The sequence below is a fragment of the Christiangramia sp. LLG6405-1 genome (assembly GCF_045055805.1).
Classification (GTDB): Bacteria; Bacteroidota; Bacteroidia; order Flavobacteriales; family Flavobacteriaceae; genus Christiangramia.
The window spans coordinates 1761607-1785841 of record NZ_CP159330.1; the positions used below are offsets into that span (position 1 = coordinate 1761607).

Annotated in this window: 23 protein-coding genes; 12 read left to right on the top strand and 11 right to left on the bottom strand. The window is 39.2% G+C overall.

Going from position 1 to position 24235, the window contains the following annotated elements; genetic code table 11:
* Window positions 1-37: 37 nt before the first annotated feature.
* The 3 genes from ABVM50_RS08200 to ABVM50_RS08210 form a co-directional block, all read right to left on the bottom strand.
* Window positions 38-883: an OmpA family protein gene (locus ABVM50_RS08200; protein WP_298524757.1), complete on the bottom strand. Its 846-nt coding sequence runs from the start codon at window positions 881-883 to the stop codon at window positions 38-40.
* A 90-nt stretch (window positions 884-973) separates the two neighbouring features.
* On the bottom strand, window positions 974-1972 hold the full coding sequence (locus tag ABVM50_RS08205; protein ID WP_405198125.1) for a glycosyltransferase family 2 protein: 999 nt from the start codon (window positions 1970-1972) through the stop codon (window positions 974-976).
* On the bottom strand, window positions 1969-2418 hold the full coding sequence (locus ABVM50_RS08210) for a type I restriction enzyme HsdR N-terminal domain-containing protein (RefSeq protein WP_405198126.1): 450 nt from the start codon (window positions 2416-2418) through the stop codon (window positions 1969-1971). The genes ABVM50_RS08205 and ABVM50_RS08210 overlap by 4 nt, the downstream gene beginning before the upstream one ends.
* 83 nt (window positions 2419-2501) lie before the next feature.
* Here ABVM50_RS08210 and holA point away from each other — a divergent pair, with 83 nt between their 5' ends.
* The 8 genes from holA (at window position 2502) to ABVM50_RS08250 (ending at window position 10178) form a co-directional block, all read left to right on the top strand.
* A complete protein-coding gene (gene holA, locus ABVM50_RS08215; RefSeq protein WP_405198127.1) occupies window positions 2502-3506 on the top strand; it encodes a DNA polymerase III subunit delta in 1005 nt (334 codons plus the stop codon).
* Window positions 3507-4409, top strand: coding sequence for a 1,4-dihydroxy-2-naphthoate octaprenyltransferase (gene menA / locus ABVM50_RS08220; RefSeq protein ID WP_405198128.1), 903 nt, complete (start codon window positions 3507-3509; stop codon window positions 4407-4409).
* A gap of 87 nt (window positions 4410-4496) precedes the next feature.
* Window positions 4497-5177 carry a metal-dependent hydrolase gene (locus ABVM50_RS08225; protein ID WP_405198129.1) on the top strand — a complete coding sequence of 227 codons (681 nt, stop codon included), beginning with the start codon at window positions 4497-4499 and terminating at the stop codon, window positions 5175-5177.
* Between the two features lie 2 nt (window positions 5178-5179).
* Window positions 5180-6214: an o-succinylbenzoate synthase gene (locus ABVM50_RS08230; RefSeq protein ID WP_405198130.1), complete on the top strand. Its 1035-nt coding sequence runs from the start codon at window positions 5180-5182 to the stop codon at window positions 6212-6214.
* 7 nt (window positions 6215-6221) lie between these two features.
* A complete protein-coding gene (locus tag ABVM50_RS08235; protein ID WP_405198131.1) occupies window positions 6222-7136 on the top strand; it encodes a CPBP family intramembrane glutamic endopeptidase in 915 nt (304 codons plus the stop codon).
* Between the two features lie 69 nt (window positions 7137-7205).
* Window positions 7206-8300: an AMP-binding protein gene (locus tag ABVM50_RS08240; RefSeq protein WP_405198132.1), complete on the top strand. Its 1095-nt coding sequence runs from the start codon at window positions 7206-7208 to the stop codon at window positions 8298-8300.
* A gap of 3 nt (window positions 8301-8303) precedes the next feature.
* A complete protein-coding gene (locus tag ABVM50_RS08245) occupies window positions 8304-8834 on the top strand; it encodes a CIA30 family protein (RefSeq protein WP_405198133.1) in 531 nt (176 codons plus the stop codon).
* Window positions 8835-8858: 24 nt separating this feature from the next.
* Window positions 8859-10178, top strand: coding sequence for a M24 family metallopeptidase (locus ABVM50_RS08250; protein ID WP_405198134.1), 1320 nt, complete (start codon window positions 8859-8861; stop codon window positions 10176-10178).
* Window positions 10179-10207: 29 nt separating this feature from the next.
* Here the strand turns inward: ABVM50_RS08250 and ABVM50_RS08255 are convergent, their stop codons facing one another.
* Genes ABVM50_RS08255 through ABVM50_RS08265 form a run of 3 tightly spaced genes read right to left on the bottom strand, consistent with a single transcriptional unit; the run spans window position 10208 to window position 14350 of the window.
* Entirely contained in the window at window positions 10208-11875 is a 1668-nt protein-coding gene (locus ABVM50_RS08255; protein ID WP_405198135.1) for a M1 family metallopeptidase, read from the bottom strand.
* Window positions 11844-12716 carry a hypothetical protein gene (locus ABVM50_RS08260; protein WP_405198136.1) on the bottom strand — a complete coding sequence of 291 codons (873 nt, stop codon included), beginning with the start codon at window positions 12714-12716 and terminating at the stop codon, window positions 11844-11846. Before ABVM50_RS08260 ends, ABVM50_RS08255 begins: the two co-directional genes overlap by 32 nt.
* Window positions 12717-12721: 5 nt before the next feature.
* A complete protein-coding gene (locus ABVM50_RS08265) occupies window positions 12722-14350 on the bottom strand; it encodes an acyl-CoA carboxylase subunit beta (RefSeq protein WP_405198137.1) in 1629 nt (542 codons plus the stop codon).
* 180 nt (window positions 14351-14530) lie between these two features.
* Here ABVM50_RS08265 and ABVM50_RS08270 point away from each other — a divergent pair, with 180 nt between their 5' ends.
* The 3 genes from ABVM50_RS08270 (at window position 14531) to ettA (ending at window position 16942) form a co-directional block, all read left to right on the top strand.
* On the top strand, window positions 14531-14710 hold the full coding sequence (locus ABVM50_RS08270) for a CAL67264 family membrane protein (RefSeq protein ID WP_141877153.1): 180 nt from the start codon (window positions 14531-14533) through the stop codon (window positions 14708-14710).
* A gap of 1 nt (window position 14711) precedes the next feature.
* Window positions 14712-15188: a DinB family protein gene (locus tag ABVM50_RS08275; protein WP_405198138.1), complete on the top strand. Its 477-nt coding sequence runs from the start codon at window positions 14712-14714 to the stop codon at window positions 15186-15188.
* Window positions 15189-15250: 62 nt separating this feature from the next.
* The gene (ettA, locus tag ABVM50_RS08280; RefSeq protein ID WP_405198139.1) at window positions 15251-16942 is read left to right on the top strand and encodes an energy-dependent translational throttle protein EttA; all 1692 of its coding nucleotides are present in this window, start codon (window positions 15251-15253) and stop codon (window positions 16940-16942) included.
* 78 nt (window positions 16943-17020) lie between these two features.
* Here ettA and ABVM50_RS08285 read toward each other — a convergent pair whose 3' ends face one another.
* Window positions 17021-17257, bottom strand: a complete 237-nt coding sequence (locus tag ABVM50_RS08285) for a DUF1456 family protein (protein WP_295181959.1) — start codon at window positions 17255-17257, stop codon at window positions 17021-17023.
* Window positions 17258-17259: 2 nt separating this feature from the next.
* Window positions 17260-18552, bottom strand: coding sequence for a DUF2254 domain-containing protein (locus ABVM50_RS08290; RefSeq protein WP_405198140.1), 1293 nt, complete (start codon window positions 18550-18552; stop codon window positions 17260-17262).
* 194 nt (window positions 18553-18746) lie between these two features.
* On the opposite strand from ABVM50_RS08290, the gene ABVM50_RS08295 reads away from it, so the two are divergent.
* A complete protein-coding gene (locus ABVM50_RS08295; RefSeq protein ID WP_141877158.1) occupies window positions 18747-19190 on the top strand; it encodes an Hsp20/alpha crystallin family protein in 444 nt (147 codons plus the stop codon).
* Between the two features lie 53 nt (window positions 19191-19243).
* Here ABVM50_RS08295 and ABVM50_RS08300 read toward each other — a convergent pair whose 3' ends face one another.
* The 3 genes from ABVM50_RS08300 to ABVM50_RS08310 form a co-directional block, all read right to left on the bottom strand.
* Window positions 19244-20464, bottom strand: coding sequence for a hypothetical protein (locus ABVM50_RS08300; RefSeq protein WP_405198141.1), 1221 nt, complete (start codon window positions 20462-20464; stop codon window positions 19244-19246).
* Between the two features lie 92 nt (window positions 20465-20556).
* Window positions 20557-22560, bottom strand: a complete 2004-nt coding sequence (uvrB, locus tag ABVM50_RS08305) for an excinuclease ABC subunit UvrB (protein WP_405198142.1) — start codon at window positions 22558-22560, stop codon at window positions 20557-20559.
* 70 nt (window positions 22561-22630) lie between these two features.
* Window positions 22631-24235: a T9SS type B sorting domain-containing protein gene (locus ABVM50_RS08310; protein ID WP_405198143.1), complete on the bottom strand. Its 1605-nt coding sequence runs from the start codon at window positions 24233-24235 to the stop codon at window positions 22631-22633.

The window sequence follows — 24235 nt, forward strand, 5'->3', positions numbered from 1 at the left end:
CAATGCAGGGGCTTTGATATATAAAAAAGGTTTCTAATTAGTTAGACTGAGAACTAGCTTTCTCCATTCCATCTTCGATCATACTGTAGAATTGATCAAGTTTAGGAAGAACAACAATTCTTGTTCTACGGTTTTTAGCACGACCTTCAGCAGTTTCATTGCTTGCAAGTGGCACATAGTAAGATCTACCTGCAGCAGTCATACGGGCTGGCTCAACACCAAACTCATCCTGAAGAACACGTACTACAGAAGTTGCACGTTTCACACTTAGATCCCAGTTATCTTCGAACATAGAAGTACTAATAGCTTTGTCATCTGTATGACCTTCAACCATGAATTCGATATTTGGCTTGTTGTTTACAACAGTAGCTACCTTACCAAGAACTTCTTTCGCACGGGATGTTACGTTGTAACGACCACTATCAAAAAGTAATTTGTCTGAAATAGATACGTAAACAACACCTTTTTCAACATTGATCTCGATATCCTCGTCATTCAGGTTACCAAGAGCTCCCTTAAGGCTGGTTACAAGAGCAAGAGTTACAGAATCTTTCTTGTTCATTGCATCTTGCATAGAACGAATTGCAAGGTCTTTTTCTTTAATACTTTCCAAAGAACGTTCCATGTTCTCAGCTTCTTTCTTAGAAAGAGTTGCCAAGTTCCCAACGTTGTTCAATAACGCAGCATTTGTATTATTTAAATTTGCAACCTGGCCATTTAGACGTTCTTTTTCATCAAGACAGGAGTTTAATTTTACTGTAGCAGTATTTAATTGATCCTGAGTTTCACGTTGTTTTGTTTCAAGTTCATTGTATTTTTTCTGTGAAACACATGAAGATAGCAAAAGGGCCGCAGTAGCCGACATTAGCATGATTTTTTTCATAACTAGTTTCTTAAATTTTAAATTGTTTAGAGGCCAAAAATATCAAAAAAATAGCAAGGTGGAAAGCTATTTTAACATTTCCTTTTTATATTATTTTTCCAGTTCACCATAGCGGGCCTTTTTAAGTATAAAATGTTGATACACAATAGAACGCAATTCATAATATCGATCAATTTTAAAATGATCGGGACGCTTTTTTCTTATCGTGTTAAATGATGAATAGAAGCTGCCATGAGCTTTTAAAATTGCCGTAAAATGTTCCACTTTTCCTTCGCTCAAAAACTTAATGGCAGCAACTCCGTCGAGGATCATTCTTCCAAATAATATTGGGAGTAAATCTCTTGATCGAAGGTTTTTCAGCAGTAAAAAAAGACCATTTCTAAAATTATAATAGGTTTTTTTGGGATCCATACTTGATAAGGTCGCTCCACCTACGTGGTAAACGATAGAATCTGCTGCATATTTTATGTGATATCCCATATTCTGAATTCTCCAGCAGAGATCTATTTCTTCCTGGTGAGCGAAAAAGTCTTCGTCGAGTCCGCCAGCTTCCTGGTAAACTGAATTTCTAATGGCAAAGCAGGCACCTGAAGCCCAAAAGATTTCATGGTTATTATCATATTGTCCTATATCTTCCTCCATTTTCTGAAAGATCCTTCCCCGGCAATAGGGATATCCAAATTGATCGAGATAACCACCGGCTGCTCCGGCATATTCAAAATGATCCTTTTTCTTGTAATCCAGGATCTTTGGCTGAATTGCCGCTACATCTGCTTCTTTTTGAAAGATTTCCATTATTGGAACCAGCCAGTTCCTGGTCACCTCTACATCACTATTCAGCAGTATGATAATATCTTCAGAAACCGACTTTAGAGCCTGGTTATATCCACCGGCATAACCATTATTCGATTTATTCTGAATAATTTGTACCTGTGGGAAGCTGCTTTTTAAAAACGCTACAGATTCATCTGTAGAATTATTATCAGCTACATATACTTGCGCCTCTTTAGAATTTGTAATAACCGAAGGCAGGAATTTTTTCAACAGATCTTTCCCGTTCCAGTTCAGGATAACTACAGCTATATTCATGCTCGTTGATATTCCGGTAAATCGGTTAGAAATATATAAGTTTCCTTTTCGTAATCCATCTGGCAAAAGTAATGTTCAATCCCATTGGTTACCATCAAATAATTTGCTTTTAAGCTCAGGTTATATCTGGCGATCTGGTCGAACGTGTCCTGGGTGATCTTAATTTTAGGTGCTTTACATTCCACGATAATATGGATATTCCCTTTCGGCTCGAACACGACCACATCATACCTTTTGATGAGACCGGCGATCTTTAATTGCTTTTCAACATTGATAAGACTTGCCGGATAATTTTTCTCTTTTCCCAGAAACTTCACGGTATGCTGACGTACCCATTCTTCAGGCGTAAGGATGATAAACTTTTTCCGTAGATCGTCAAAAACAGCTACTTTATTTTGATTATTTTTGAACCGAAATGAGTAGGATGGAAAATTCAGCTTCTGCATTTTTCAAAAGTAATGAAGATTATTCAGTGATAAAATATCACCTTCAGTTTTCCATCAATTCATAAATCGCCGTAAACTCCTCTATGGACGAAGCCAGAAAAATTGTAAACGAGATCAAACAAGGTGATATTAAACCTATCTATTTCCTGATGGGTGAGGAAACCTTTTATATCGACGGAATTTCAAATTATATCGCAGACAATCTTCTTTCCGAAGAAGAAAAGGGTTTTAATCAAATGACCCTCTACGGAAGAGATACGAACATCGAGGAGATCGTGAGCAATGCCAAGCGGTATCCAATGATGGCTGAAAGGCAGGTGATTATTGTAAAAGAAGCTCAGGATCTTTCCAGAACGATCGAGAAACTTGCAGATTACGCTGAAATTCCTCAGCCTACCACAGTATTGGTAATGTGCTATAAATATAAAAAGATCGATAAACGCCGGAAGCTGCATAAAACCATTGCGAAAACTGGTCTTATTTTCGAAAGTAAACGACTTTATGAGAACCAGGTGGGAGACTGGATTATGAAAACGATGAAAAGTCGGGGATATTCAATTTCTCCAAAGGCCTCTCAAATGCTGGTTGAATTCCTGGGAACAGATCTCGGGAAGATCGATAATGAACTTCAAAAGCTTCAGCTTATTTGCACGAAGGAAACGCTTATTAGTCCGGAGATCATTGAAGAAAATATCGGGATTAGCAAAGATTTCAACAATTTCGAATTGCGTAAGGCGATTGGAGAAAGAGATAATTTTAAGGCGCATAGAATAATCAATTATTTTGCTCAGAATCCTAAAGATAATCCACTGGTAGTGACCATTAGTCTACTATTTTCATATTTTTCTCAGATTCTGCAATACCATGGCCTTACTGACAAATCCAAAGGAGTGGTTTCCAAGCAATTAAAGATTAGTCCTTATTTTGTGGGTGATTATATCACCGCCGCGAGAAACTTTCCAATGAAAAAAGTAAGCAAGGTGATTAGCGATCTGCATGAAACTGATGTGAAAAGTAAAGGTGTAGGCGCTGCAAATGTTTCGCAGGGAGATCTTCTTAAAGAACTTCTTGTAAAAATCATGAATTAAATGAGCAAATTTTCAACCTGGGTTGGTGCGGCAAGGCTGAGAACACTTCCATTATCCATTTCAGGGATAATTGTAGGAAGTAGTATCGCTGCGCAACAGGGGCAGTTCAACCTCGCAATTTTCAGTCTCGCTCTGGGAACTACTCTTGGATTACAAATCCTTTCTAACTTTGCTAATGATTATGGTGACGGTGTGAAAGGAACCGACAATGAGGACCGGATTGGGCCCATGCGTGCCTTGCAAAGCGGGATCATTACTCAGAAGGAAATGCTTCGGGCGATGGTTATTACCGCGGTTGCAACTTTTATACTGGCTGTATTACTGATATATGCATCTTTTGAAGACGAAAACTGGATCGCTGCACTGGTGTTTTTGATACTGGGAATAGGTGCTATCGTTGCTGCAATTAAATACACGGTAGGAAATTCTGCTTATGGATATCGTGGTAGAGGGGATATTTTCGTTTTTATGTTTTTTGGACTGGTTGCCGTCTATGGTAGCTACTTTTTATATACCCATGACCACAATTTTGTTAGCTTCCTTCCTGCAGTAGCCATTGGTTTTTTAAGTGTTGCAGTTCTCAATCTTAATAATCTTCGGGATAGAATTTCAGATGCGAAAGCTGGTAAAAATACGCTGGTTGTGAAATTGGGAGAGCGAAAGGCTAAGAATTACCATTACCTGTTAATTATTGGAGCTTTGTTCTTTATGTTGATCTATTCAGCAATGGTGTCCAGGGAACTGGATGATTTTATGTATCTGCTAGGTTTTATTCCGCTTATCTTCCATTTGATGCGTGTGGATAAGAATGACAACCCTAAAGATCTGGATCCCGAGTTAAAGATAGTGGCGCTTTCCACATTTGGAATCTCAATTCTATTTGCGATAGGACTTGTGCTCTAAGGTTCAAGTTTAACAAAACTATATAGCCAGCTAATTATAGGAATTTAGCTGAATCCTTATTTTTATAAAAACCGAAAAACTCATTTTATGAAAATTACATTTTACGGACAGAATTCGCTTGCTCTCGAAATTGGAAATAAACATATCATCGTAGATCCTTTTATTACCGGAAACGATCTTTCCAAGGATAAAGTAGACATCAATGATCTAAAGGCTGATTACATTTTGCTAACCCATGCGCACGAAGATCATGTGCTGGACGCTGAAGCTATTGCAAAAAATACGGGCGCCAAGATCGTTAGCAATTATGAGATCGCCAATCATTATGGAGATAAAGGCTTCGAGGTACATCCCATGAACCATGGAGGTAGCTGGGATTTTGACTTCGGAAGAGTGAAATACGTGAATGCTTTACATACCAGTTCATTTCCTGATGGCAAGTATGGAGGACAACCCGGCGGTTTTGTGATCGAAACTGATAGCGGGAATATTTATATCGCCGGTGACACAGCTTTAACGCTCGACATGAAATTGATACCAATGAGAACTAAAATTGACCTTGCGGTTCTTCCAATTGGCGATAACTTTACCATGGGTGTGGAAGATGCGATAATCGCCAGTGATTTCATAGAATGTGATCGTATCCTTGGATGTCACTATGATACCTTCGGTTTTATTGAAATCGACCATGATGATGCTAAAAAGAAATTTGCCTATAAGGGTAAAGATCTTTTACTGCTCGATATTGGTGAATCTGTTGAAGTATAATTATGAAAGCTTCTTACAAACGATACCTTTTAAATTTCAAACGCCCCAGTGGAACTTCCCGGGGCGTTCTTACTGAAAAAGAAACGTGGTTTCTGAAGATCGAGGATAATGATAAATACGGTATAGGTGAATGCGGAATTCTAAGATCATTAAGTTATGATGATCGGCCAGATTACGAAGATAAACTTCATTGGGTTTGTGAAAATATCAACCTGGGCAAGGAAATGTTGTGGGAAGAATTACGCGAATTCCCCAGTATCCAGTTCGGAGTTGAAATGGCATTTCGTAGCCTCGAATCAAGCAGCCCTTTCGAATTATTTCCTTCGGAATTTACCCGGGGAAAGGATTATATTCCAATTAACGGACTCATCTGGATGGGTGACAAGGAGTTCATGAAAAAACAGATTTCAGAAAAGATCGAACAGGGTTTTCGCTGTATTAAACTGAAAATCGGGGCAATAGATTTCGAAACTGAAATTGAATTACTTAAATCTATTCGGGAAAATTTTTCCGCAGAATCCATGGAATTAAGAGTAGATGCAAATGGAGCTTTTCATCCTACAGAAGCATTGCAGAAATTAGAGCGGCTTTCAAAATTCGACCTTCATAGCATTGAACAGCCCATCAAGCAAGGCCAAATACCGGAAATGACTCAGTTATGCTCAAAGACACCAATTCCAATTGCACTCGATGAAGAATTGATAGGAGTCACAGATGTAACAGAAAAGGCTAAACTGATACAAACTATACAACCACAATATGCCATTTACAAACCAAGTTTGATCGGTGGAATGAAAGGCACCCAGGAATGGATCGATATCTGTGAAACTAACCAGGTGAAATGGTGGATCACCAGCGCGCTGGAAAGCAATGTAGGACTCAATGCAATTGCGCAGTGGACTTACACGCTAACTACAGATCTTCCGCAAGGTTTGGGAACGGGTGGTTTGTATACAAATAACTTTATCAGTCCGCTGCAGGTGCAGAATGGTAAAATTCAATATGAACCTCAGGTAAACTGGGATTTTAAATTTTAAGTAAACTATGTTTATAGCGCAAGCGTTCAAATACGAACATTCTTTCTGGAGATATCTGGTGATTCCGATTCTGTTTTTTGGGTTAATGTCCCTTAATTATGTAGCGGTTGAAATGCTGGATCTGGATGTGAATGAAATGATGCGGCAACAAATTGAAAGTAAAGGTTCCAACAGGGTCCTTTTCGAGAATTTGCTGTCATTTCTTGTGTTTCTTGCCGGGCTGTTACTTTGGGTCAAATATGTTCATAAACAACCAATTAAAACCCTAACCACCAGTCGACAAAAAGTAGACTGGAGTAGATTCTGGTTTGCCTTTGCCCTGGTTGCCGTATTCAACATTGGAATTACTGTTCTGGATTATTATTCGAATCCGCAGGATTATGTTTTTAATTTTCAATGGGAACCCTTTTTATACCTTCTGTTGATCTCAGTCTTTCTGATTCCTATTCAAACGAGTTTTGAGGAATATTTCTTCAGAGGCTATTTGATGCAGGGGATAGGTGTGCTTGCTAAAAACAGGTGGATCCCTTTGGTGCTTACTTCCGTGATTTTTGGTGGGTTGCATTATTTTAATCCTGAAGTAACCAAACTGGGTAACATAATTATGATCTATTATATTGGAACTGGTTTTATGCTTGGGATCATGACCTTGATGGATGAGGGAATGGAGCTTGCTTTAGGATTTCATGCTGCGAATAATTTAATTACAGCCTTACTTGTTACTGCCGACTGGACTGCATTCCAGACGAATTCTATCTTAAAGGATGTCTCAGAACCATCTGCAGGCTGGGATGTGTTGATTCCTGTTTTAATCATATACCCTATCTTCCTTTTCATCTTTGCCAGGAAATATAAATGGAATAACTGGTCTGAAAAGCTCTTCGGAAGAGTGAAAAGACCTGAAAATGTAACAATTACTTAGGATATTCAGGAATTTAATTGCAAATTCTTAACTTTAAGTAATCGGTGAATGTCCAACTTAGCTTGAAGTATGAATAATAATTACAAGATTCCTGAAACTCACCCTGACTTTAGGTTGAATAAACGGCACTTCACAAATGCCGAATTGAAGCATATCGCTTATAGTTATATTAAGGAAGGTGAACCGTTTGAACAGCAAATTGGTAATTTTCTGCTGGACTGGTTAAAACCGACAGATTATATTGAAGTACATACTTCAGGGTCTACTGGAAAACCCAAAAAGATCAGGCTTACCAAGGAGCACATGATCAACTCTGCGCTGGCGACTTCAAAATTCTTTAAACTTCCTAATCACACCAAAGCATTATTATGTCTTCCAGTAGATTATATAGCGGGGAAAATGATGCTGGTAAGAGCAATGTTTTTAGGTTGGGACCTGGATTCGGTTCCACCATCATCAAATCCCTTCGATCAGTTATTCAAGGTCTATGATTTTTCAGCGATGACGCCTTTCCAGCTGGATAATTCAATAGGCAGGCTTCACCTGGTGAAAAAACTTATTATTGGTGGAGGAGCAGTTTCACCGAGGTTGCGAAAAATGCTGGTGGATATCGATACCAGGATTTACGAAACCTACGGAATGACGGAAACCTGTAGTCATATAGCCGCAAAACGTTTAAATCCTACGAAGAAGAAAGTATCAAAAGCCTTTAAATTATTACCAAATGTAAGTATTACTAAAGACGACCGCGATTGTCTTGTGATCAAAGCTCCAAAAGTACTGGATGAGGAAATCGTTACCAACGATGTTGTAGAGATCATAACCTATAAAAAGTTTATCTGGAAAGGGAGATATGATAATGTTATTAATTCCGGCGGAATAAAGATCTTTCCTGAAGAAATAGAACGTAAGATCAATAAAAAATTGGATCATAGATTCTTTATCACTTCAATGCCAGACGATGCTCTGGGCGAAAAAGTTGTCATGTTCGTAGAAGATGATTTTTCCGAAGAAAGACTAACGGAGCTGAGGGAAATGGTGGACAACATGAAATCGCTTGGGAAATATGAGAAACCAAGAAAGATCTATTTGATCGCTAAATTCGAAGAAACTCCGAACGGTAAGATTCACCGTGAAAATACAGCTAAAAGTAAAGTGGCTTAAATTATGATTAGAATTACTCTTATCATTATAATCCTGTTCAGTGTGAATGAAAAACTAATTTTCGATTTTAATTCTGATACCAAAATCAGTAACTGGGTGGTAGTGGAAGATCGCGTAATGGGTGGTAGATCCAATGCAGAGATTTATCTTACCGATGAAGGCCATGCTAAATTTATTGGTAATGTTTCGCTTGAAAACAATGGAGGTTTTGCTTCAGTACGACATCGATTAAATGTTGAAGGAGTAAAGAATTTCAGTAAAGCAGTAATCAGGCTTAAAGGCGATGGTAAGAATTATCAATTCCAACTCAAGAACAAATTGAACGATCGTCACTCCTATATACAGGAATTCTCTACCAATGGAGAATGGCAGGAAATTGAGGTTGATTTAGCAAAAATGTACCCTGGGTTTCGAGGTAGAAAATTAGATATTCCCAACTGGGACCATGATATCATACAGGAAATCACCTTTCTTATTGGCAATAAAAAAAATGAAGAATTCAGTTTATTAATAGACTATATTCGACTAAAATAAATCCATTCCCATCATCTTATACCTATGCGTTATTTACTAGGTTTTACACTTTGTATGCTCACTTTTAGTGCTCATACCCAAATACTTTCAGAAAAAGATCGCGCCTCTGTTCGCGATGAAATACTTGTAGAGCGATTTGATAAGCTTCTGCCAGTCTTGATGGATCGAGCTGAAGTTGAAATTTGGGTGATCATTTCAAGAGAATATAATGAGGACCCTGTGATGAAAACTATGCTTCCTTCCACCTGGCTAAATGCGAGAAGACGAACCATGCTGGTGTTTTCCAGAAAGGGAGATTCTATAGAAAAACTTGCGGTCGCCCGTTATAATATTGGCGATGCCATCAAGTCTGCCTGGGACAAGGAGAAGCAGCCCGATCAATGGAAAGCTCTCGCAGATATCATTAGCTCACGAAATCCAGAAAAAATCGGGATCAATATTTCTGATAATTATGGACTTGCAGACGGATTGGTTAAAACCGACTATGAGGAACTTCTAAAAAGTTTACCGGAAGAATATCATTCGAGGTTGATCTCTGCGGAAGATCTTGCCGTAGGTTGGATAGAAACCCGAACTCTTAAAGAGATGCTTCTATTTAGTTCGCTTGTGGAACTTACGCATAATGTCATTGAAGAAGCTTTTAGTACTAAAGTAATAGAGCCGGGAGTGACTACTACAGATGATGTGGTCTGGTGGTTACGACAAAAGGTGACCGATCTGGGACTGGAAACCTGGTTTCATCCAACCGTTGATATTCAGCGGAGTAATGAGCAACTTGTAGATCATATTACTGCATTCAGTGATGAAAACGGAAGCGATATTATTCTGAAAGGAGATCTGCTTCATTGTGACTTCGGAATTTCATATTTGGGTTTGAATACAGATTGCCAGCAGATGGCTTATGTTCTTCAGGATACCGAAACTGAAGCTCCACAATTCTTACAGAAAGCCCTGACAAAAGGAAACAGGTTGCAGGATATTCTAACTGAAAATTTTAAAACTGGCAGAACAGGAAATGAAATTCTGGCTGCGAGTCTGGAAAAGGCAAAAGCTGAAGGTTTAAAACCCTCGATCTATACACATCCACTGGGGCTTTACGGGCATTCTGCAGGACCAACCATTGGAATGTGGGATCAACAGGGTGGAGTTCCCGGGACTGGGGACTATTCACTTTATGAGGACACGGCCTATGCCATTGAATTAAATACTGAAGTGAACATTCCCGAATGGGATAAGGATATAAGAATCATGCTCGAAGAAGCAGGGTTCTGGGGGAAAGAAGGTTTTAGATATGTGAATAAGAGACAGACATCTTTAATTTTGATTGATCCCTCTGCGGAATAAAAAAAAAGCAGCTTTACAGCTGCTTTTTTTTATTTAATTTTCTCTACCCGAACATAGAATTCTAACTCATTCAGTGTGACTTCATCCAGTTCTTCACCGGTTTCCATACGTTGCCATTCTGAAGTTGCATCGAGTCTTATCTCCTCTTCATCTATAAAAACATCTACAGGCATGCTGTAATTACTAACATCTGCTTTCCATCGATACTGGAAGTGATCATCTCCCTGTCTTAGCTGTAGTACCGGTAACGCTGAACGTCGCAAATATTGATCGAAAACCGGTTTTAAATCCACATTGGTAGCTTTATCGAAAAAAGTCTCAGTATCTTCCGTAGTAATGGTTTTGTGTCTGTAAGTGCTGGTATAGTCTCTCAGTGTATTCCACCATAGTTCGTCATCATCATAAATACTTCTGATCATATTCAGAAGATTAGCTCCTTTAAAATACATGTCTCCGGAACCTTCAGAATTTACGCCATAATCTCCAATGATTGTGTTGCTATTACTGATGCCTCGTCTTGTTCCTTTAAGGTATTCCAGAGCTTTTTCCTTACCCCAACGGCATTCTACATAAATAGATTCAGTATAACTGGTAAAGCCTTCCTGTATCCACATATCTGCAATATCCTTAGCGGTGATGCTATTCCCATACCACTCGTGACCAGATTCGTGGATGATTATGTAATCCCAAAGTAGTCCGATTCCAGTTCCGGAAAGATCATTTCCAAGGTAACCTTTCATATACTCGTTCCCATAAGCCACAGCCGACTGGTGTTCCATTCCTAAATAAGGAGTTTCAACGAGTTTAAATCCATCTTCCTCAAAAGGATAAGGACCCATTTTTTCATAGAAACAAGCCATCATATCCTGAACCTCTTCGAACTGTTTTTTTGCCTTATCGAGGTTGTAAGGTAGGACGTAATAATCCAGATCAAGATCTTTAAATTTATCTGAGAAATGAGTATAGTTCCCAATATTGATCATGATATTGTAGTTGTTAATGGGACTCTTTACTGCCCATTTCCACTTCGTGTATCCATCTTTCAACTCTTCTTTCCCTAAAAACCTTCCGTTGGAGACATTCATTAGTCCGTTTGGTACCGCAATATCTATTTGAGCAGCGTCCGGTTCATCGCTTTGATGGTCTTTGTTAGGATACCAGAGACTTGCGCCGGTTCCTTGCACTGCAACTCCAACCCAGGGGTTTCCGTCTTCATCGGTATCCCAGACAAAACCTCCATCCCAGGGTGCGTTTTTAGCTACAATAGGATTTCCGTGGTAATAGAATTTAATAGAGTCTGAAGTCCCCTCTTTTAAAGCTTCTTCAAAATTTACAAATACCGCATTGTACTTACGGATGTACTCCAGATTATTGTCTTGATGTACAATAGAATCGATCTCCATATTCTCGAATAGATCCAGTTGCATCACTGGTAGGGAGCCAAGAACTTTAAATCGTATAGTATTACTACCGGCAATTGATCGTGAGTCTGGGTTCACTTTAAGATCCAGGTGGTATTTTGTAACATCGTAATTGGATCTTTCAGGTCGTAACGAACCCCTTAAAGTATCAGCTTCCGTATAAGTAGTAAGATTTGAACCAACTACCTGAGCCTCCAGGTTCATTGATAAGAGCAATGAGATCAGCAAGCCGACAAATAATAATTTATTCTGCATGGATAACAAATAATTGAGCATTAGGATCCTCTTTCAGTTTCTCCTGCATGCTATTGGTTAATTCGGTAAAACTTTTCAAAGACTGACCTTTACAAACACCATACGAGTAATGATACTTCAACAGTTCCAGATCTTCTTCAGATAATCTTCTATAGGAGTTACAAGCAGATAATATACTTTCACAATTAAGATCCTTACTTGTACCAAAATATCCCAGGGACTTGAAAAAATGGTATTTCAGTAGATTTTCTTTCAGAAGATTATTGGTAACCACCGCGGTATTCACTTTTAATGAAGCTTTATAGATCTGACTTTTGCCATTCCAGCTTACATAGTAACCACTTTTATTGCCAATTCGAGGTTCATGTTCTGTCTTGTGATCTTCGTTCAAATAATAGACAATATAATTGCTCTTCTCCCGAATAAAATTCCGACTAATTTTAAGAGAATCAACCTCGCTGGATAGTTTTTCAGCAAAATTCATAAGGTATCTTGCATCATCTTCAGGAACACTTTTATCAAAGTAAATACGAAGCTCATCTTGCCAGTAGCGCATAAACCTTGAAGAATCAACCTTGTTTTCCGTATCATATACCACCGCTTTGCAGGTATCAAGAAAAGCCGAATCTTTAGGTTCGTAGCGGACCTTTTTCTTATCGCGAAAAGGATCATAGTCCATAGGCACCTGGACCATGGAATCGCCGTTTATATAACGAACATCCACAGTATCAGGAATAGATTTAAACTGTGCGAGATAAGCCGTTTTAGGAATATATTTCCTGGAACGTCTCAGACCAATCGTGTCTTGAGCGTATCCCTGGCAGGCCATCATTATGACCAAAAGTAGTATCAGTTTCTTCATAGAAATCAGGTTTGGATAACACCCATATTGAAATCCTTTTCAATTGGGGCGTGGTCTGCAGCTTCAATTCCCATAGAGATCCATTTCCTGGTATCTTTAGGTTCTATCACTGCATCTGTCCAAAGTCTCGCTGCTGCGTAATATGCTGAGGTTTGTTCGTCATACTTCGCTTTCAGCTTCTCAAATACTTCCTTTTCCTTAGCTTCATCTACCTTTTCACCTTTCTTTGCCATGGAAGCGGTTTCGATTTGTGCCAGTACTTTTGCAGCTTGAGTTCCTCCCATTACTGCAAGTTCTGCACTTGGCCAGGCCGCGATCAATCTTGGGTCATAAGCTTTTCCACACATCGCGTAATTTCCAGCTCCGTATGAATTCCCCAGAATGATAGTGAATTTAGGTACTACCGAATTACTTACAGCACTTACCATTTTAGCACCATCTTTAATGATCCCGCCATGTTCACTTTTACTTCCAACCATAAAACCAGTCACATCCTGTAAAAACACCAATGGTATTTTCTTTTGGTTACAATTGGCAATAAATCGTGTCGCCTTGTCTGCCGAATCTGAATAGATCACTCCGCCAAATTGCATTTCGCCTTTTTTCGTCTTTACGATCTTACGCTGATTCGCCACGATACCAACAGCCCATCCGTCAATACGCGCATAACCGGTAATGATCGTCTGGCCGTAGCCTTCTTTATATTCTTCAAATTCAGAATTATCAATTAATCTTTCTATGATCTTACGCATATCGTATTGATCACTTCTTTTCTTCGGAAGAATTCCGTAGATCTCATCTGGATCTTCTTTAGGTTTCACAGATTTTTTGTGGCTAAACCCGGCTCTGTCAAAATCTCCGATCTTATCCATGATATTCTGAATCTTGGTAAGAGCATCTTTGTCATCTTTCGCTTTGTAATCTGTTACTCCGCTAATTTCTGAATGAGTTGTAGCTCCGCCAAGAGTTTCATTATCGATACTTTCTCCAATGGCAGCTTTTACAAGATAACTTCCGGCAAGAAAGATACTTCCTGTTTTTTCTACGATAATCGCCTCGTCACTCATAATTGGAAGATAAGCTCCACCAGCTACACAGCTACCCATGACAGCAGCGATCTGGGTAATTCCCATACTGCTCATTACCGCATTGTTTCTGAAGATCCTTCCGAAGTGTTCTTTATCTGGGAATATTTCATCCTGCATTGGTAGAAAAACTCCTGCACTATCCACCAGGTAGATAATTGGAAGTCGGTTTTCAATAGCGATCTCCTGTGCTCTAAGATTCTTTTTTCCGGTTATAGGGAACCATGCACCGGCTTTTACAGTAGCATCATTTGCCACCACGATACATTGCTTTCCTGAAACATGACCAATCTTCACCACGACACCACCACTTGGGCAGCCACCGTGTTCTTCGTACATTCCTTCACCGGCAAAAGCACCGATCTCTATAGCTTTTTCAGCATCATCAAGTAGGAAATTGATGCGCTCTCTCGCAGTCATTTTCCCTTTCGCATGATGCTTTTCTATTCTTTTCTCTCCACCACCTAATTTTACCTTGGCAAGTTTCTGTCTTAATGTGGAAACCAGTAACTTGTTATGATCTTCATTCTTGTTGAAGTTGATATCCATTATTTTGAATTTATTACAGGAATTTGATTATTTTAATGTGATTAATTCGAAATTAATCTATTTTCTGAATAATTTTTAAGAATTCTCACTCAGAAATGACTTTTGCTAAAATACAAAAAGACAGCAATTCTTCAGATTAATTGCGCTAATTATAATTACAAGGACACTAAAATCGCATCTATGGCAATGAACAAAAACACCATCTTCGCATGGGCCTCTTTTCTCACCTTTTTAGTTGGTGCAGCATTAGTATTATTAGGAGTATTAAAATATAAGGAATATGCCATCGGATTTTCGGTAACCGGGATCGGATTTTTCTTTATTTCATGGGTGTTCAATGCATTAAAAGGCCGTATATAATATGAATGTAGATGTTATAAAGAAACAAATCTCGATACATCTGGATGGCGGAAAAGCGTTTATGCCTATTCAGAACTTGATCACAGAAATCCCCTATGATAAATTAGGAATACGACCTCACAATCTGCCTTACTCGATTTACGAATTGTTCTATCATATTGTATTTGCACAAAAAGATATTCTGGATTATTCTAATAGTAAGGATTATTCAGCAGCTAACTGGCCTAAGGATTACTGGCCTGAAAAGCAAAAGCCGGATGATGAAGAGGAATGGGCAGATCTGAAAGCTCAGTTCTTTCAGGATAAGGAGAGCTTAAAAACCTTTTTTACTTCCGAAGAAAATGCGCTGGACGATGTGGTCCTGAATTCAACTGAACATACAATTATAAGGCAGGTAATGCTGGTAATTGAACATAATGCTTACCATACTGGACAATTACTTCTGTTATGCAGATTATTGGAAATCCATGATAATTGATTTCTCTGAAAATTTCAGGATATTTGCACTCGCAATCAATTGAAAATTAATTACACAAAAATATGTCAGACGATAAAAAAGTAATCTTTTCGATGTCTGGTGTGACCAAAACCTTTCCGAAGGCAAACACACCGGTATTGAAAAATATCTATTTAAGTTTCTTTTATGGCGCTAAGATTGGGATTCTTGGTCTTAACGGTTCGGGTAAATCTACCCTGATGAATATTATTGCCGGGAAGGATACAAACTTCCAGGGTGATGTGGTGTTCTCTCCTAATTATACAGTTGGAATGCTGGAACAGGAACCAGAACTTGATGATGAGAAAACGGTTCTGGAAGTGGTAAAAGAAGGAGCCGCGGAAACTGTAGCGATCCTTGATGAGTACAACAAGATCAATGATATGTTCGGGTTGCCGGAAGTTTATGAGGATGCAGATAAGATGCAGAAACTTATGGATAAGCAGGCGGAACTTCAGGATAAGATCGATGCTAGCAATGCCTGGGAACTTGATACCAAACTGGAAATCGCAATGGACGCTTTAAGAACTCCAGAGCCAGATAAAAAGATCGGAGTACTTTCAGGAGGAGAAAGAAGAAGAGTTGCTTTATGTAGATTACTACTTCAGGAACCAGATGTTCTTTTACTTGATGAGCCTACCAACCACCTTGATGCAGAATCTGTACACTGGCTGGAGCATCACTTACAACAATATAAAGGAACGGTGATCGCGGTAACTCACGATAGATATTTCCTTGATAATGTGGCTGGATGGATCCTGGAACTGGACAGGGGCGAAGGTATCCCATGGAAAGGAAACTACTCTTCATGGTTAGATCAAAAATCTAAACGTCTTGCTCAGGAGCAAAAACAAGCTAGTAAAAGACAGAAAACTTTAGAACGAGAGCTTGAATGGTCAAGAATGAGTCCGAAAGGGAGACAGTCTAAGCAGAAGGCAAGATTAAAGAATTACGATAAACTTCTTAGTCAGGATCAAAAGCAAATGGATGAAAAACTGGAGATCTACATTCCAAACGGACCTCGATTGGGAACCAATGTGATTGAGGCTGAAGGTGTAAGTAAGGCTTTTGGAGATAAACTTCTTTATGAAGACCTGAACTTCCAGTTGCCACAAGCAGGAATTGTTGGGATTATCGGGCCGAACGGTGCAGGTAAGACCACGATCTTTAAGATGATTATGGGAGAGGAAGCTCCAGATAAAGGATCTTTTCAGGTAGGTGAAACTGCCCAGATCGCTTATGTGGATCAAAGCCATTCCAATATAGATCCTGAAAAAACTATCTGGCAGAACTTTAGTGATGAACAGGAGTTGATCATGATGGGCGGTCGCCAGGTTAATTCAAGAGCTTATTTGAGCAGGTTTAACTTTAGTGGTAGCGAACAGAATAAGAAAGTGAACATGCTTTCTGGTGGAGAAAGAAACAGGTTGCACCTGGCCATGACTCTAAAAGAAGAAGGAAACGTTCTGCTTTTGGATGAGCCTACTAACGACCTTGATGTAAACACGCTTCGTGCTTTGGAAGAAGGTCTGGATAACTTCGCTGGATGTGCTGTAGTGATCTCTCACGACCGTTGGTTCCTGGATAGAATATGTACGCATATTCTGGCATTCGAAGGAGATTCACAGGTTTATTTCTTTGAAGGTAGTTTCTCAGATTATGAAGAGAATAAGAAAAAGCGCCTGGGCGGTGATCTTATGCCTAAACGTATTAAATACAAAAAACTGGTTCGCTAAGAATTAGTGTTTTTCAGAAATAAAAAGAGGAGTTGAAACTATTTTCAACTCCTCTTTTTTTTAGTCTAAAGTCTAAAGCTACTTCTTCTTCGGCATTGGTCCGCGTAAGTGAATGATCAGGCCATCTAGAAAGTTCCGAAGGAATTGATCTCCACATTCTACGTATTTATCATGATCTTCTCTTCTGAAGATCGCTCCAAGTTCACTTTTACTTACCTTGAAATCCACGAGTTCGCAAATCTTAACGATATCGTCATTAGTAAGTTTATGAGCAACTCTTAGTTTCTTAAAAATATCATTGTTTGTTAGCGCCATGCTTATGTTGTTTGTAAATTAAAACGTTTAACCAGATTAGTGATGGTGTTAATATCTACTTCATTATCAATAGAACTTCTGGCGTCTACAAGAAGATTCTCTGCTTCCTTTCGCAGGCATTCAGAATATTCATTATTATGTTTTACCTGCTTTTCAAGATAATAGAACATAAGAAGTAATTTCTGCACCAAAGTTATATCATGTTTGCAATATGTACGAATCGAGGCCATGATATTATACAAAAGATCTTCAAAGTCGATCGTATTTAGTTTCATATAAGCTTCTTCATCTCTAAAAATATAGCTGGTATCTCTTTTCTGCATTCTAAGTGCTAGGAGTTCCGTAAGATAATCGATCCCGTTAATTGCAGTACCGGGATCATTAATTCCTGGAGACATCGCTTTTACAATGATCTCTGTCATTTGTTTGAAAGCGAGCGTATAATTATCGGCCACCAGTTCTTCTCTCGAAAAATTGAAGTTGGATAATATCATTTTTACGATCTTCTCGTCAACCTCCTTGCTAACTCTAAATAGGGGGATACCACTAAGAACAAATATTCCTTTCACAGGTAAAATATGGATTTTTACATCATGTTCCGCGCATATATCCACGAGGTTAGTGAATGAAATATTCTGAAGATACCCGCTTTGTTCGCTATGATAATTGGTCCAGTTCTCTGTCTCCGGAAACTCAATTTCCTTAAATTTTTGTTTGTCTACAAGTTCCTGTAGCCTGTCTTTTGCCACCTCGTAAATGTTCTGAAGGATATTGCTAATCTGAATACTTTGCGAAATATTATGAATAAAATAAATGAAAGAATAAAAGCAGATTACAGTTTGAAGAATTCCTAGTAGCACGGCAACCCCGGGTAATTGATACTCATCTCCAGTAGGCTGTATTGCAAATAGTACGAATATGCAGTAAAGAATAGTAAATAAGAAGATTCCCAGGATTATCTGATGCCGTTTATCACTAATCAATCCCGGTAGTAGCCTGGGTGTGAAATTACTGGAGGCGTTACTGAGTAGTAACATGACCATTGAAAAACTGAAGACCATCATCGAAATAAGTCCGGAAATTAGAGAACTCAGGATGGTCATGGCAGTATCGCCATTTTCAATAACTAGTGGAGGTAGATGTTCCAATAGAAATTTCGAGATACCACGATTTTCGAGGTACAACATGAAAAAAGCAAAGTTGAATCCAGCGAAGGCAAGTAATGTAGGGTAGAACGCAATCTTGCTTTCCAGTACGTTGAAGAAGGAAAGAGTGCGGTTATAAAGTTGCTTCATACAATTGAGATTGAGCATAAAATTAAGCAATCATGATTTAGTAGTAAGATTTTTAGTAGAAATTAGATAAAAGAGACAATATGACATGTTTTACAGAAATAAAAACGACAAAAAGACATGTTTTTTCTGATGGTATCGGAATTGCTATTCCTTTTATGAAATCAAAAATGATTAATAATTTAAATACATAAACTATGAGTCTTATTAAGCGAAATGAAACAGGTTGGTTGCCATCAGTTATTGATGATATGTTCAAAAATGACTGGCTTGGTGGAACTACGAATGTGAACAGTATTGGAACCAGTATTCCGGCAGTAAATATCAGAGAGACAGAAGACAATTTCTCTGTTGAAGTTGCTGCTCCAGGAAAAGTAAAAGAAGATTTTAATATTGAACTTGATAATGATGTTCTAACTATTTCTTCGGAAGCTAAAAAAGAGGTTGAGAAAACTGAAGAGCAGGGGAGATTTACCAGAAGAGAATTTAGCTACAGTAATTTTAGAAGAGCTTTCAGCCTTCCAGATTCTGTAGATAGCAGTAAAATATCCGCAACCTATAAGAATGGTGTTCTGGAAATAGCCCTTCCAAAAAAAGAAGAAGCAAAAGTACAGGCCAAAAGGTTGATTGATATTTCGTAACCAAAGGTAGTTTGATTAGTTAAGGTTGAAGAGCGCTCTACGGAGCGCTTTTTTTATTGACTTAAAAGTATCCACCTGTTCCCGGCACTCTGAATTGTAAAGATTTGTCCAGACTTGATGCTAAGAACTTTGGAATTTGTTCTAGGATCGAAAAGATCATCTCCTCCTATAAACTGGAAAAACTTTTCAGAATTTCCAGGCCAGTTGATAAGGCGTAATATTCGTCCTTTATTCGAAGCAGACGCAGGAATGATTAATCCGGTAACCTGGTTATTAATTCTCAGGGTTCCTACATCATCAGTTATTGCATAGTCGGCCACCGCACTGGTTGTAGAACTGTAATTTTCAAAGCTAGCATTGGTCCAGCTTACCTGTCCGTTTGCGTTGAGAGACATTACCTGACCTTCAGTACCACGATTTATTGGAAGGACGTATTCAGTTTCCGGGCTGGTTCCTATTCCTATTCGTCCGTTAAAGTAGCCGGCATAAACATTGCTGTTTGCATCTCCGGTAGCAATACAGTAAATCCCGAATATATTTCCAACTCCCTGTATGGATCCAATTTCAGAATAGATTCCGTAGTTATTACTTCTCGCACCAAAAGTTCTACCTACACGATTGTATATTCCGTAGATATCATTCGTGCCGGTATTCTGATAGGTTTCGTTGAATATCCCATAATGAATCCCAAGACCAACCCCACCAACATTATTTTTGATTCCGTATTTATTACCGTTGGTTGCGCTTCGATTGTCACTAAGAATTCCGTAAGTGGTAAGGTTATCTGTAGCGGAGTTCGCGTTATCTACCTCAAGACCTTTTTTAAGCCCGGTATCTTTGCCCGAAGCGATGGCAATTTGCAATCTTGAGGAAATCTGATCTGTACCAATACCCATGCTGGCTTCGCGAAAAATGGGTTCTGTAATATTATTCGGGGAGACAGTCGTTCCGGTTTTATAGAAGTTTGCTGTATTAGTTTCTGCAGCGATCGCTTTCCATTTCTTTTCCATAGCATTCCAGAAATAGAATCCTTCTGGAAAACCGCTAACGCTTTTAATTAAAAATACCAGCATGCCATGTTGATCTTCCGAAGGTGAAACAACTGGAAATTTCATTATTCTTGGTATGAGAATACCGTCAATGCTTGCTGGATCTGCAGTGCTAGTGGCTACAATATCCAACTGTGCCTTAGGTTCCGAAGTGCCAATTCCAACTTGTGCCTCTAGCTGAGACATCATCATACCCATTAAAAACAGGCATATAATTTTTTTCATGAACAAACATTTTAGTTTGCCATAGAAGTCGATCTAGGGACGAATTGGGTGATCCAAATATAGACGAATAATTGACATTGCAACTATTTAATTTATTCGCTATCGTTAATTTTTCCCTGGAGTATTTTGATTTCATCTCTTAGCTTCGCAGCCTGCATAAAATCGAGTTCTTTAGCGGCTGTTTCCATAGCTTTTCGCTTCTCACGAACTTTCTTTTCCATCTGTGGCTTGGTAAGATATTCGGCCTCAGCTTCCGCAGCTTTTAGGTCGGTGCGCTCCTCGTCACCATAAATATCCAGTTTTTGTTTTACCAGGGCGCTGTCAAATTTCTTATTAAGCTTGGTAGGTGTAATGTTGTGTTTCGTATTATAAACCATCTGTTTCTGGCGACGATACTCAGTCTGGTCAATCGTCTTCTGCATACTATCGGTGATCTTATCTGCATACAGAATAGCTCGTCCATCCACGTGTCGTGCAGCTCTACCAATGGTTTGAGTCAGAGAACGGTTGCTTCTTAGAAAACCTTCTTTATCAGCATCAATGATCGCAACCAGAGAAACTTCTGGTAAATCCAGACCTTCACGCAGCAGATTCACACCTATTAGAACATCAAAGATTCCGCGTCGAAGATCCTGCATGATCTCTACGCGCTCCAGGGTGTCAACATCAGAATGTATATAACGACAGCGCACATCGATACGCGTAAGGTATTTCGCGAGCTCTTCCGCCATTCTTTTGGTAAGCGTAGTAACCAGCGTTCTTTCATCTCTTTCTACCCGAACATGAATCTCTTCAATTAGATCATCGATCTGGTTCAGACTTGGGCGCACTTCCACAATTGGATCCAGCAGACCTGTAGGTCTAATAACCTGTTCCACGTACACTCCTTCACTTTTCTGAAGTTCATAATCGGCTGGAGTTGCGCTTACATAGATGACCTGGTTTTGTAAGGCTTCAAACTCCTCAAATTTCAATGGTCGGTTGTCCATCGCAGCCGGGAGTCGGAATCCGTAATCTACCAAGGTCTCTTTTCTAGAGCGGTCACCACCATACATGGCATGAACCTGAGGAATGGTCACATGACTTTCGTCTACGATCATCAAATAATCATCTGGGAAATAATCCAGCAAACAGAAAGGTCTGGTCCCGGGAAGACGGCCATCCAGGTAACGAGAGTAATTCTCAATACCCGAGCAGTATCCCAATTCCCGTATCATTTCAAGATCGAAATTCGTTCTTTCATCCAGTCTTTTTGCCTCGAGAGTCTTACCAATATCAGAGAAGTAATCTACCTGTTTTACCAGGTCATCCTGAATTTGATGGATCGCACCTTTTAAAACATCAGGTGAAGTCACGAACATATTCGCGGGATAAATATTCAATCTCTGATATTTCTCGATAACATCATTAGTTCCGGGATCAAAGGCTTCGATTTCCTCAATTTCATCTCCAAAAAAATGAATTCTGAAAGCATTGTCGGCATAACTTGGAAACACGTCTACCGTATCACCTTTTATTCTGAAATTTCCATGGGAGAATTCAGCTTCTGTTCTGGAATACAGCGACTGTACGAGACTATGCAAAAATTTTGTTCTGCTAATTTCCATATCACGTTCAATGGAAACCACGTTCTTTTTGAATTCCACAGGATTACCAATTCCGTAAAGACAAGAAACTGAAGCAACCACGATCACATCACGTCTTCCGCTTAGTAGAGAAGAAGTGGTGCTTAAACGTAACTTTTCAATCTCCTCGTTGATCGAAAGATCTTTTTCTATATAGGTTCCGGAAGTTGGTATAAACGCTTCCGGCTGGTAATAATCATAATAACTTACGAAATACTCCACAGCATTCTCCGGGAAGAACTGCTTGAATTCTGAATATAACTGGGCGGCAAGAGTTTTATTATGTGCCAGCACCAACGTTGGCTTTTGAACATCCTCAATAACATTAGCGACCGTAAAAGTTTTACCAGAACCGGTTACTCCCAGCAACGTCTGGAACTGTTCGTCTTTATTGATCCCGCTAACGAGTTGTTTGATGGCATTGGGCTGATCTCCCGTAGGTTTATAATCAGATTTTATATCGAATTTCATGTGGCAGTCTTCCTTTTTCCTAGCCCGACGAAATTAAACAATTACAGAGCTTTATTCAAGTTTTTGGCATTTACCTAACAAGTGAGAAATGACCCTTAAATTCCTGACCAGTTTGTAGTAAGACTCGAAACCAGTAGTCATCTGCCGGCATTGGCTGACCATCAAATGTGCCGTCCCAACCTTTCTCTGCCGCAGTTAGTTTTGATATTAATTTTCCGTAGCGGTCAAAGATCTGAATCTCATTGGAAGCAGCCGTTTCGCTGCTAATACCATTTAACTGCCAGAAATCATTGATTCCATCCTGATTGGGAGAGAAAAAGTTATCATACCCAATGATAGCAATTTGTGTTTTGATAATGGCACACTGCTTCAGATCACGGATATATAGATCCTGAAAACCGGAGTTTACATTCTCAAAAGTAGTACTCGTTTGAAAAGGACCATTTTCGTTTCCTATAGAATATTCATATGATGCTGCATTTGGGAAGCTTATTTCTACAGTATTACTATTTGAATTAATAACAGGCTGAACGAGTGAAAAACTTTCCACATTGGGAGGTTCATTCAGAATAAGTTCGATTCTTGTGATATTAAAGCAATCTGGATTCCCTGCTTCTGAAGTTCTTGCGAACAGGCTTTCTGCTCCAGCTGAGGTATACAAACTTGAAATAGCGTTCGAATTTGCCCGGGCGGCATTTTCCGAAGTGAAAAAGGCGATATCGTGAGCTCCATTGATCCCATTCAGAATTTGATTATTGAGATCGCTCAATTCATAGTCAGCGATATTATCCTTGTCCAGATCGCATTGCTCAAATTCTAAATTTTGAGCAACCAGAGGTCCATCATTAATGGTAAGGGTGAAATCTGTGATCTTGGAACAACCGGTGAGATCGTTTTCAATCCTGGCAAAAATTGATCTACTTGGGACATTACTGGTGTAACTATCCCTCAAAGCATTAATACCATCAGTAGCATCGGCAATGGTCTCATGGTAAGTTAGAGTAGTGCTATTCTGAATATTAATAACAGGAGTATTCTTGCCAAGATCGAAAATCGCGCTCCCATTTGCGTTGCAGGTTTCCAGGTCCATGCCTTCATTGTATTGTGGGCCATCTGGAAAAGGAAAGCCGCCGGTAGTAGCAGTTCCTGTCCATTCCAGTTCAAACGGACTGTTTCCCACAGGTCTGTCTATTACAATAAAATAGGTTTCGCCGGGCTGTACATCGAGATTTGCAACAAAGCTATCACCATCTGGCCCAGGTCCTTCACTCGTTTCTGTTGATCTGGCGTTTAAACCGGTGAAATTGGATCCTAAACCTGCGGCATTAGGATTCGTGGTAGAGCAGCGAATTGCATTTCCAAGGTTATTACAGCTGGCATTTGGACCAAAAATAAAGAAATCGTAATCTACATTAATATCGTTGCTGGTAGGTTTTAAATTAAACCCTAATGATCCCGATTTGGTAATTTCGATCTCCAGCCAGAGAGAGTTAGTCTCCTCGCTCGCACAATTATTGGTGCCATTGAGTTCCTGAGTGCCTATGCCATCTGCATTGCTGGATATCCTGCCATCACCGCAAATTTTAATCGCTCCACTACAATCACTTGCAGGATTTTGAGCCCAGGAAAGTGCCGGGAACGTAAGAAAAAGAACTAAAATTCTTAATAATTTCAT

What these genes read in the sequence shown, in the direction of transcription:
- ABVM50_RS08240 (WP_405198132.1), top strand. Translation starts at nt 7,206, where the DNA reads ATGAATAATAATTACAAGATTCCTGAAACTCACCCTGACTTTAGGTTG.
- ABVM50_RS08205 (WP_405198125.1), bottom strand. Translation starts at nt 1,972, where the DNA reads ATGAATATAGCTGTAGTTATCCTGAACTGGAACGGGAAAGATCTGTTG.
- ABVM50_RS08245 (WP_405198133.1), top strand. Translation starts at nt 8,304, where the DNA reads ATGATTAGAATTACTCTTATCATTATAATCCTGTTCAGTGTGAATGAA.
- ABVM50_RS08295 (WP_141877158.1), top strand. Translation starts at nt 18,747, where the DNA reads ATGAGTCTTATTAAGCGAAATGAAACAGGTTGGTTGCCATCAGTTATT.
- ABVM50_RS08300 (WP_405198141.1), bottom strand. Translation starts at nt 20,464, where the DNA reads ATGAAAAAAATTATATGCCTGTTTTTAATGGGTATGATGATGTCTCAG.
- ABVM50_RS08270 (WP_141877153.1), top strand. Translation starts at nt 14,531, where the DNA reads ATGGCAATGAACAAAAACACCATCTTCGCATGGGCCTCTTTTCTCACC.
- ABVM50_RS08235 (WP_405198131.1), top strand. Translation starts at nt 6,222, where the DNA reads ATGTTTATAGCGCAAGCGTTCAAATACGAACATTCTTTCTGGAGATAT.
- ABVM50_RS08275 (WP_405198138.1), top strand. Translation starts at nt 14,712, where the DNA reads ATGAATGTAGATGTTATAAAGAAACAAATCTCGATACATCTGGATGGC.
- ABVM50_RS08310 (WP_405198143.1), bottom strand. Translation starts at nt 24,235, where the DNA reads ATGAAATTATTAAGAATTTTAGTTCTTTTTCTTACGTTCCCGGCACTT.
- ABVM50_RS08265 (WP_405198137.1), bottom strand. Translation starts at nt 14,350, where the DNA reads ATGGATATCAACTTCAACAAGAATGAAGATCATAACAAGTTACTGGTT.
- holA (WP_405198127.1), top strand. Translation starts at nt 2,502, where the DNA reads ATGGACGAAGCCAGAAAAATTGTAAACGAGATCAAACAAGGTGATATT.
- ABVM50_RS08250 (WP_405198134.1), top strand. Translation starts at nt 8,859, where the DNA reads ATGCGTTATTTACTAGGTTTTACACTTTGTATGCTCACTTTTAGTGCT.
- ABVM50_RS08255 (WP_405198135.1), bottom strand. Translation starts at nt 11,875, where the DNA reads ATGCTCAATTATTTGTTATCCATGCAGAATAAATTATTATTTGTCGGC.
- ABVM50_RS08285 (WP_295181959.1), bottom strand. Translation starts at nt 17,257, where the DNA reads ATGGCGCTAACAAACAATGATATTTTTAAGAAACTAAGAGTTGCTCAT.
- ABVM50_RS08230 (WP_405198130.1), top strand. Translation starts at nt 5,180, where the DNA reads ATGAAAGCTTCTTACAAACGATACCTTTTAAATTTCAAACGCCCCAGT.
- ABVM50_RS08260 (WP_405198136.1), bottom strand. Translation starts at nt 12,716, where the DNA reads ATGAAGAAACTGATACTACTTTTGGTCATAATGATGGCCTGCCAGGGA.
- ABVM50_RS08290 (WP_405198140.1), bottom strand. Translation starts at nt 18,552, where the DNA reads ATGAAGCAACTTTATAACCGCACTCTTTCCTTCTTCAACGTACTGGAA.
- menA (WP_405198128.1), top strand. Translation starts at nt 3,507, where the DNA reads ATGAGCAAATTTTCAACCTGGGTTGGTGCGGCAAGGCTGAGAACACTT.
- ABVM50_RS08200 (WP_298524757.1), bottom strand. Translation starts at nt 883, where the DNA reads ATGAAAAAAATCATGCTAATGTCGGCTACTGCGGCCCTTTTGCTATCT.
- uvrB (WP_405198142.1), bottom strand. Translation starts at nt 22,560, where the DNA reads ATGAAATTCGATATAAAATCTGATTATAAACCTACGGGAGATCAGCCC.
- ABVM50_RS08225 (WP_405198129.1), top strand. Translation starts at nt 4,497, where the DNA reads ATGAAAATTACATTTTACGGACAGAATTCGCTTGCTCTCGAAATTGGA.
- ettA (WP_405198139.1), top strand. Translation starts at nt 15,251, where the DNA reads ATGTCAGACGATAAAAAAGTAATCTTTTCGATGTCTGGTGTGACCAAA.
- ABVM50_RS08210 (WP_405198126.1), bottom strand. Translation starts at nt 2,418, where the DNA reads ATGCAGAAGCTGAATTTTCCATCCTACTCATTTCGGTTCAAAAATAAT.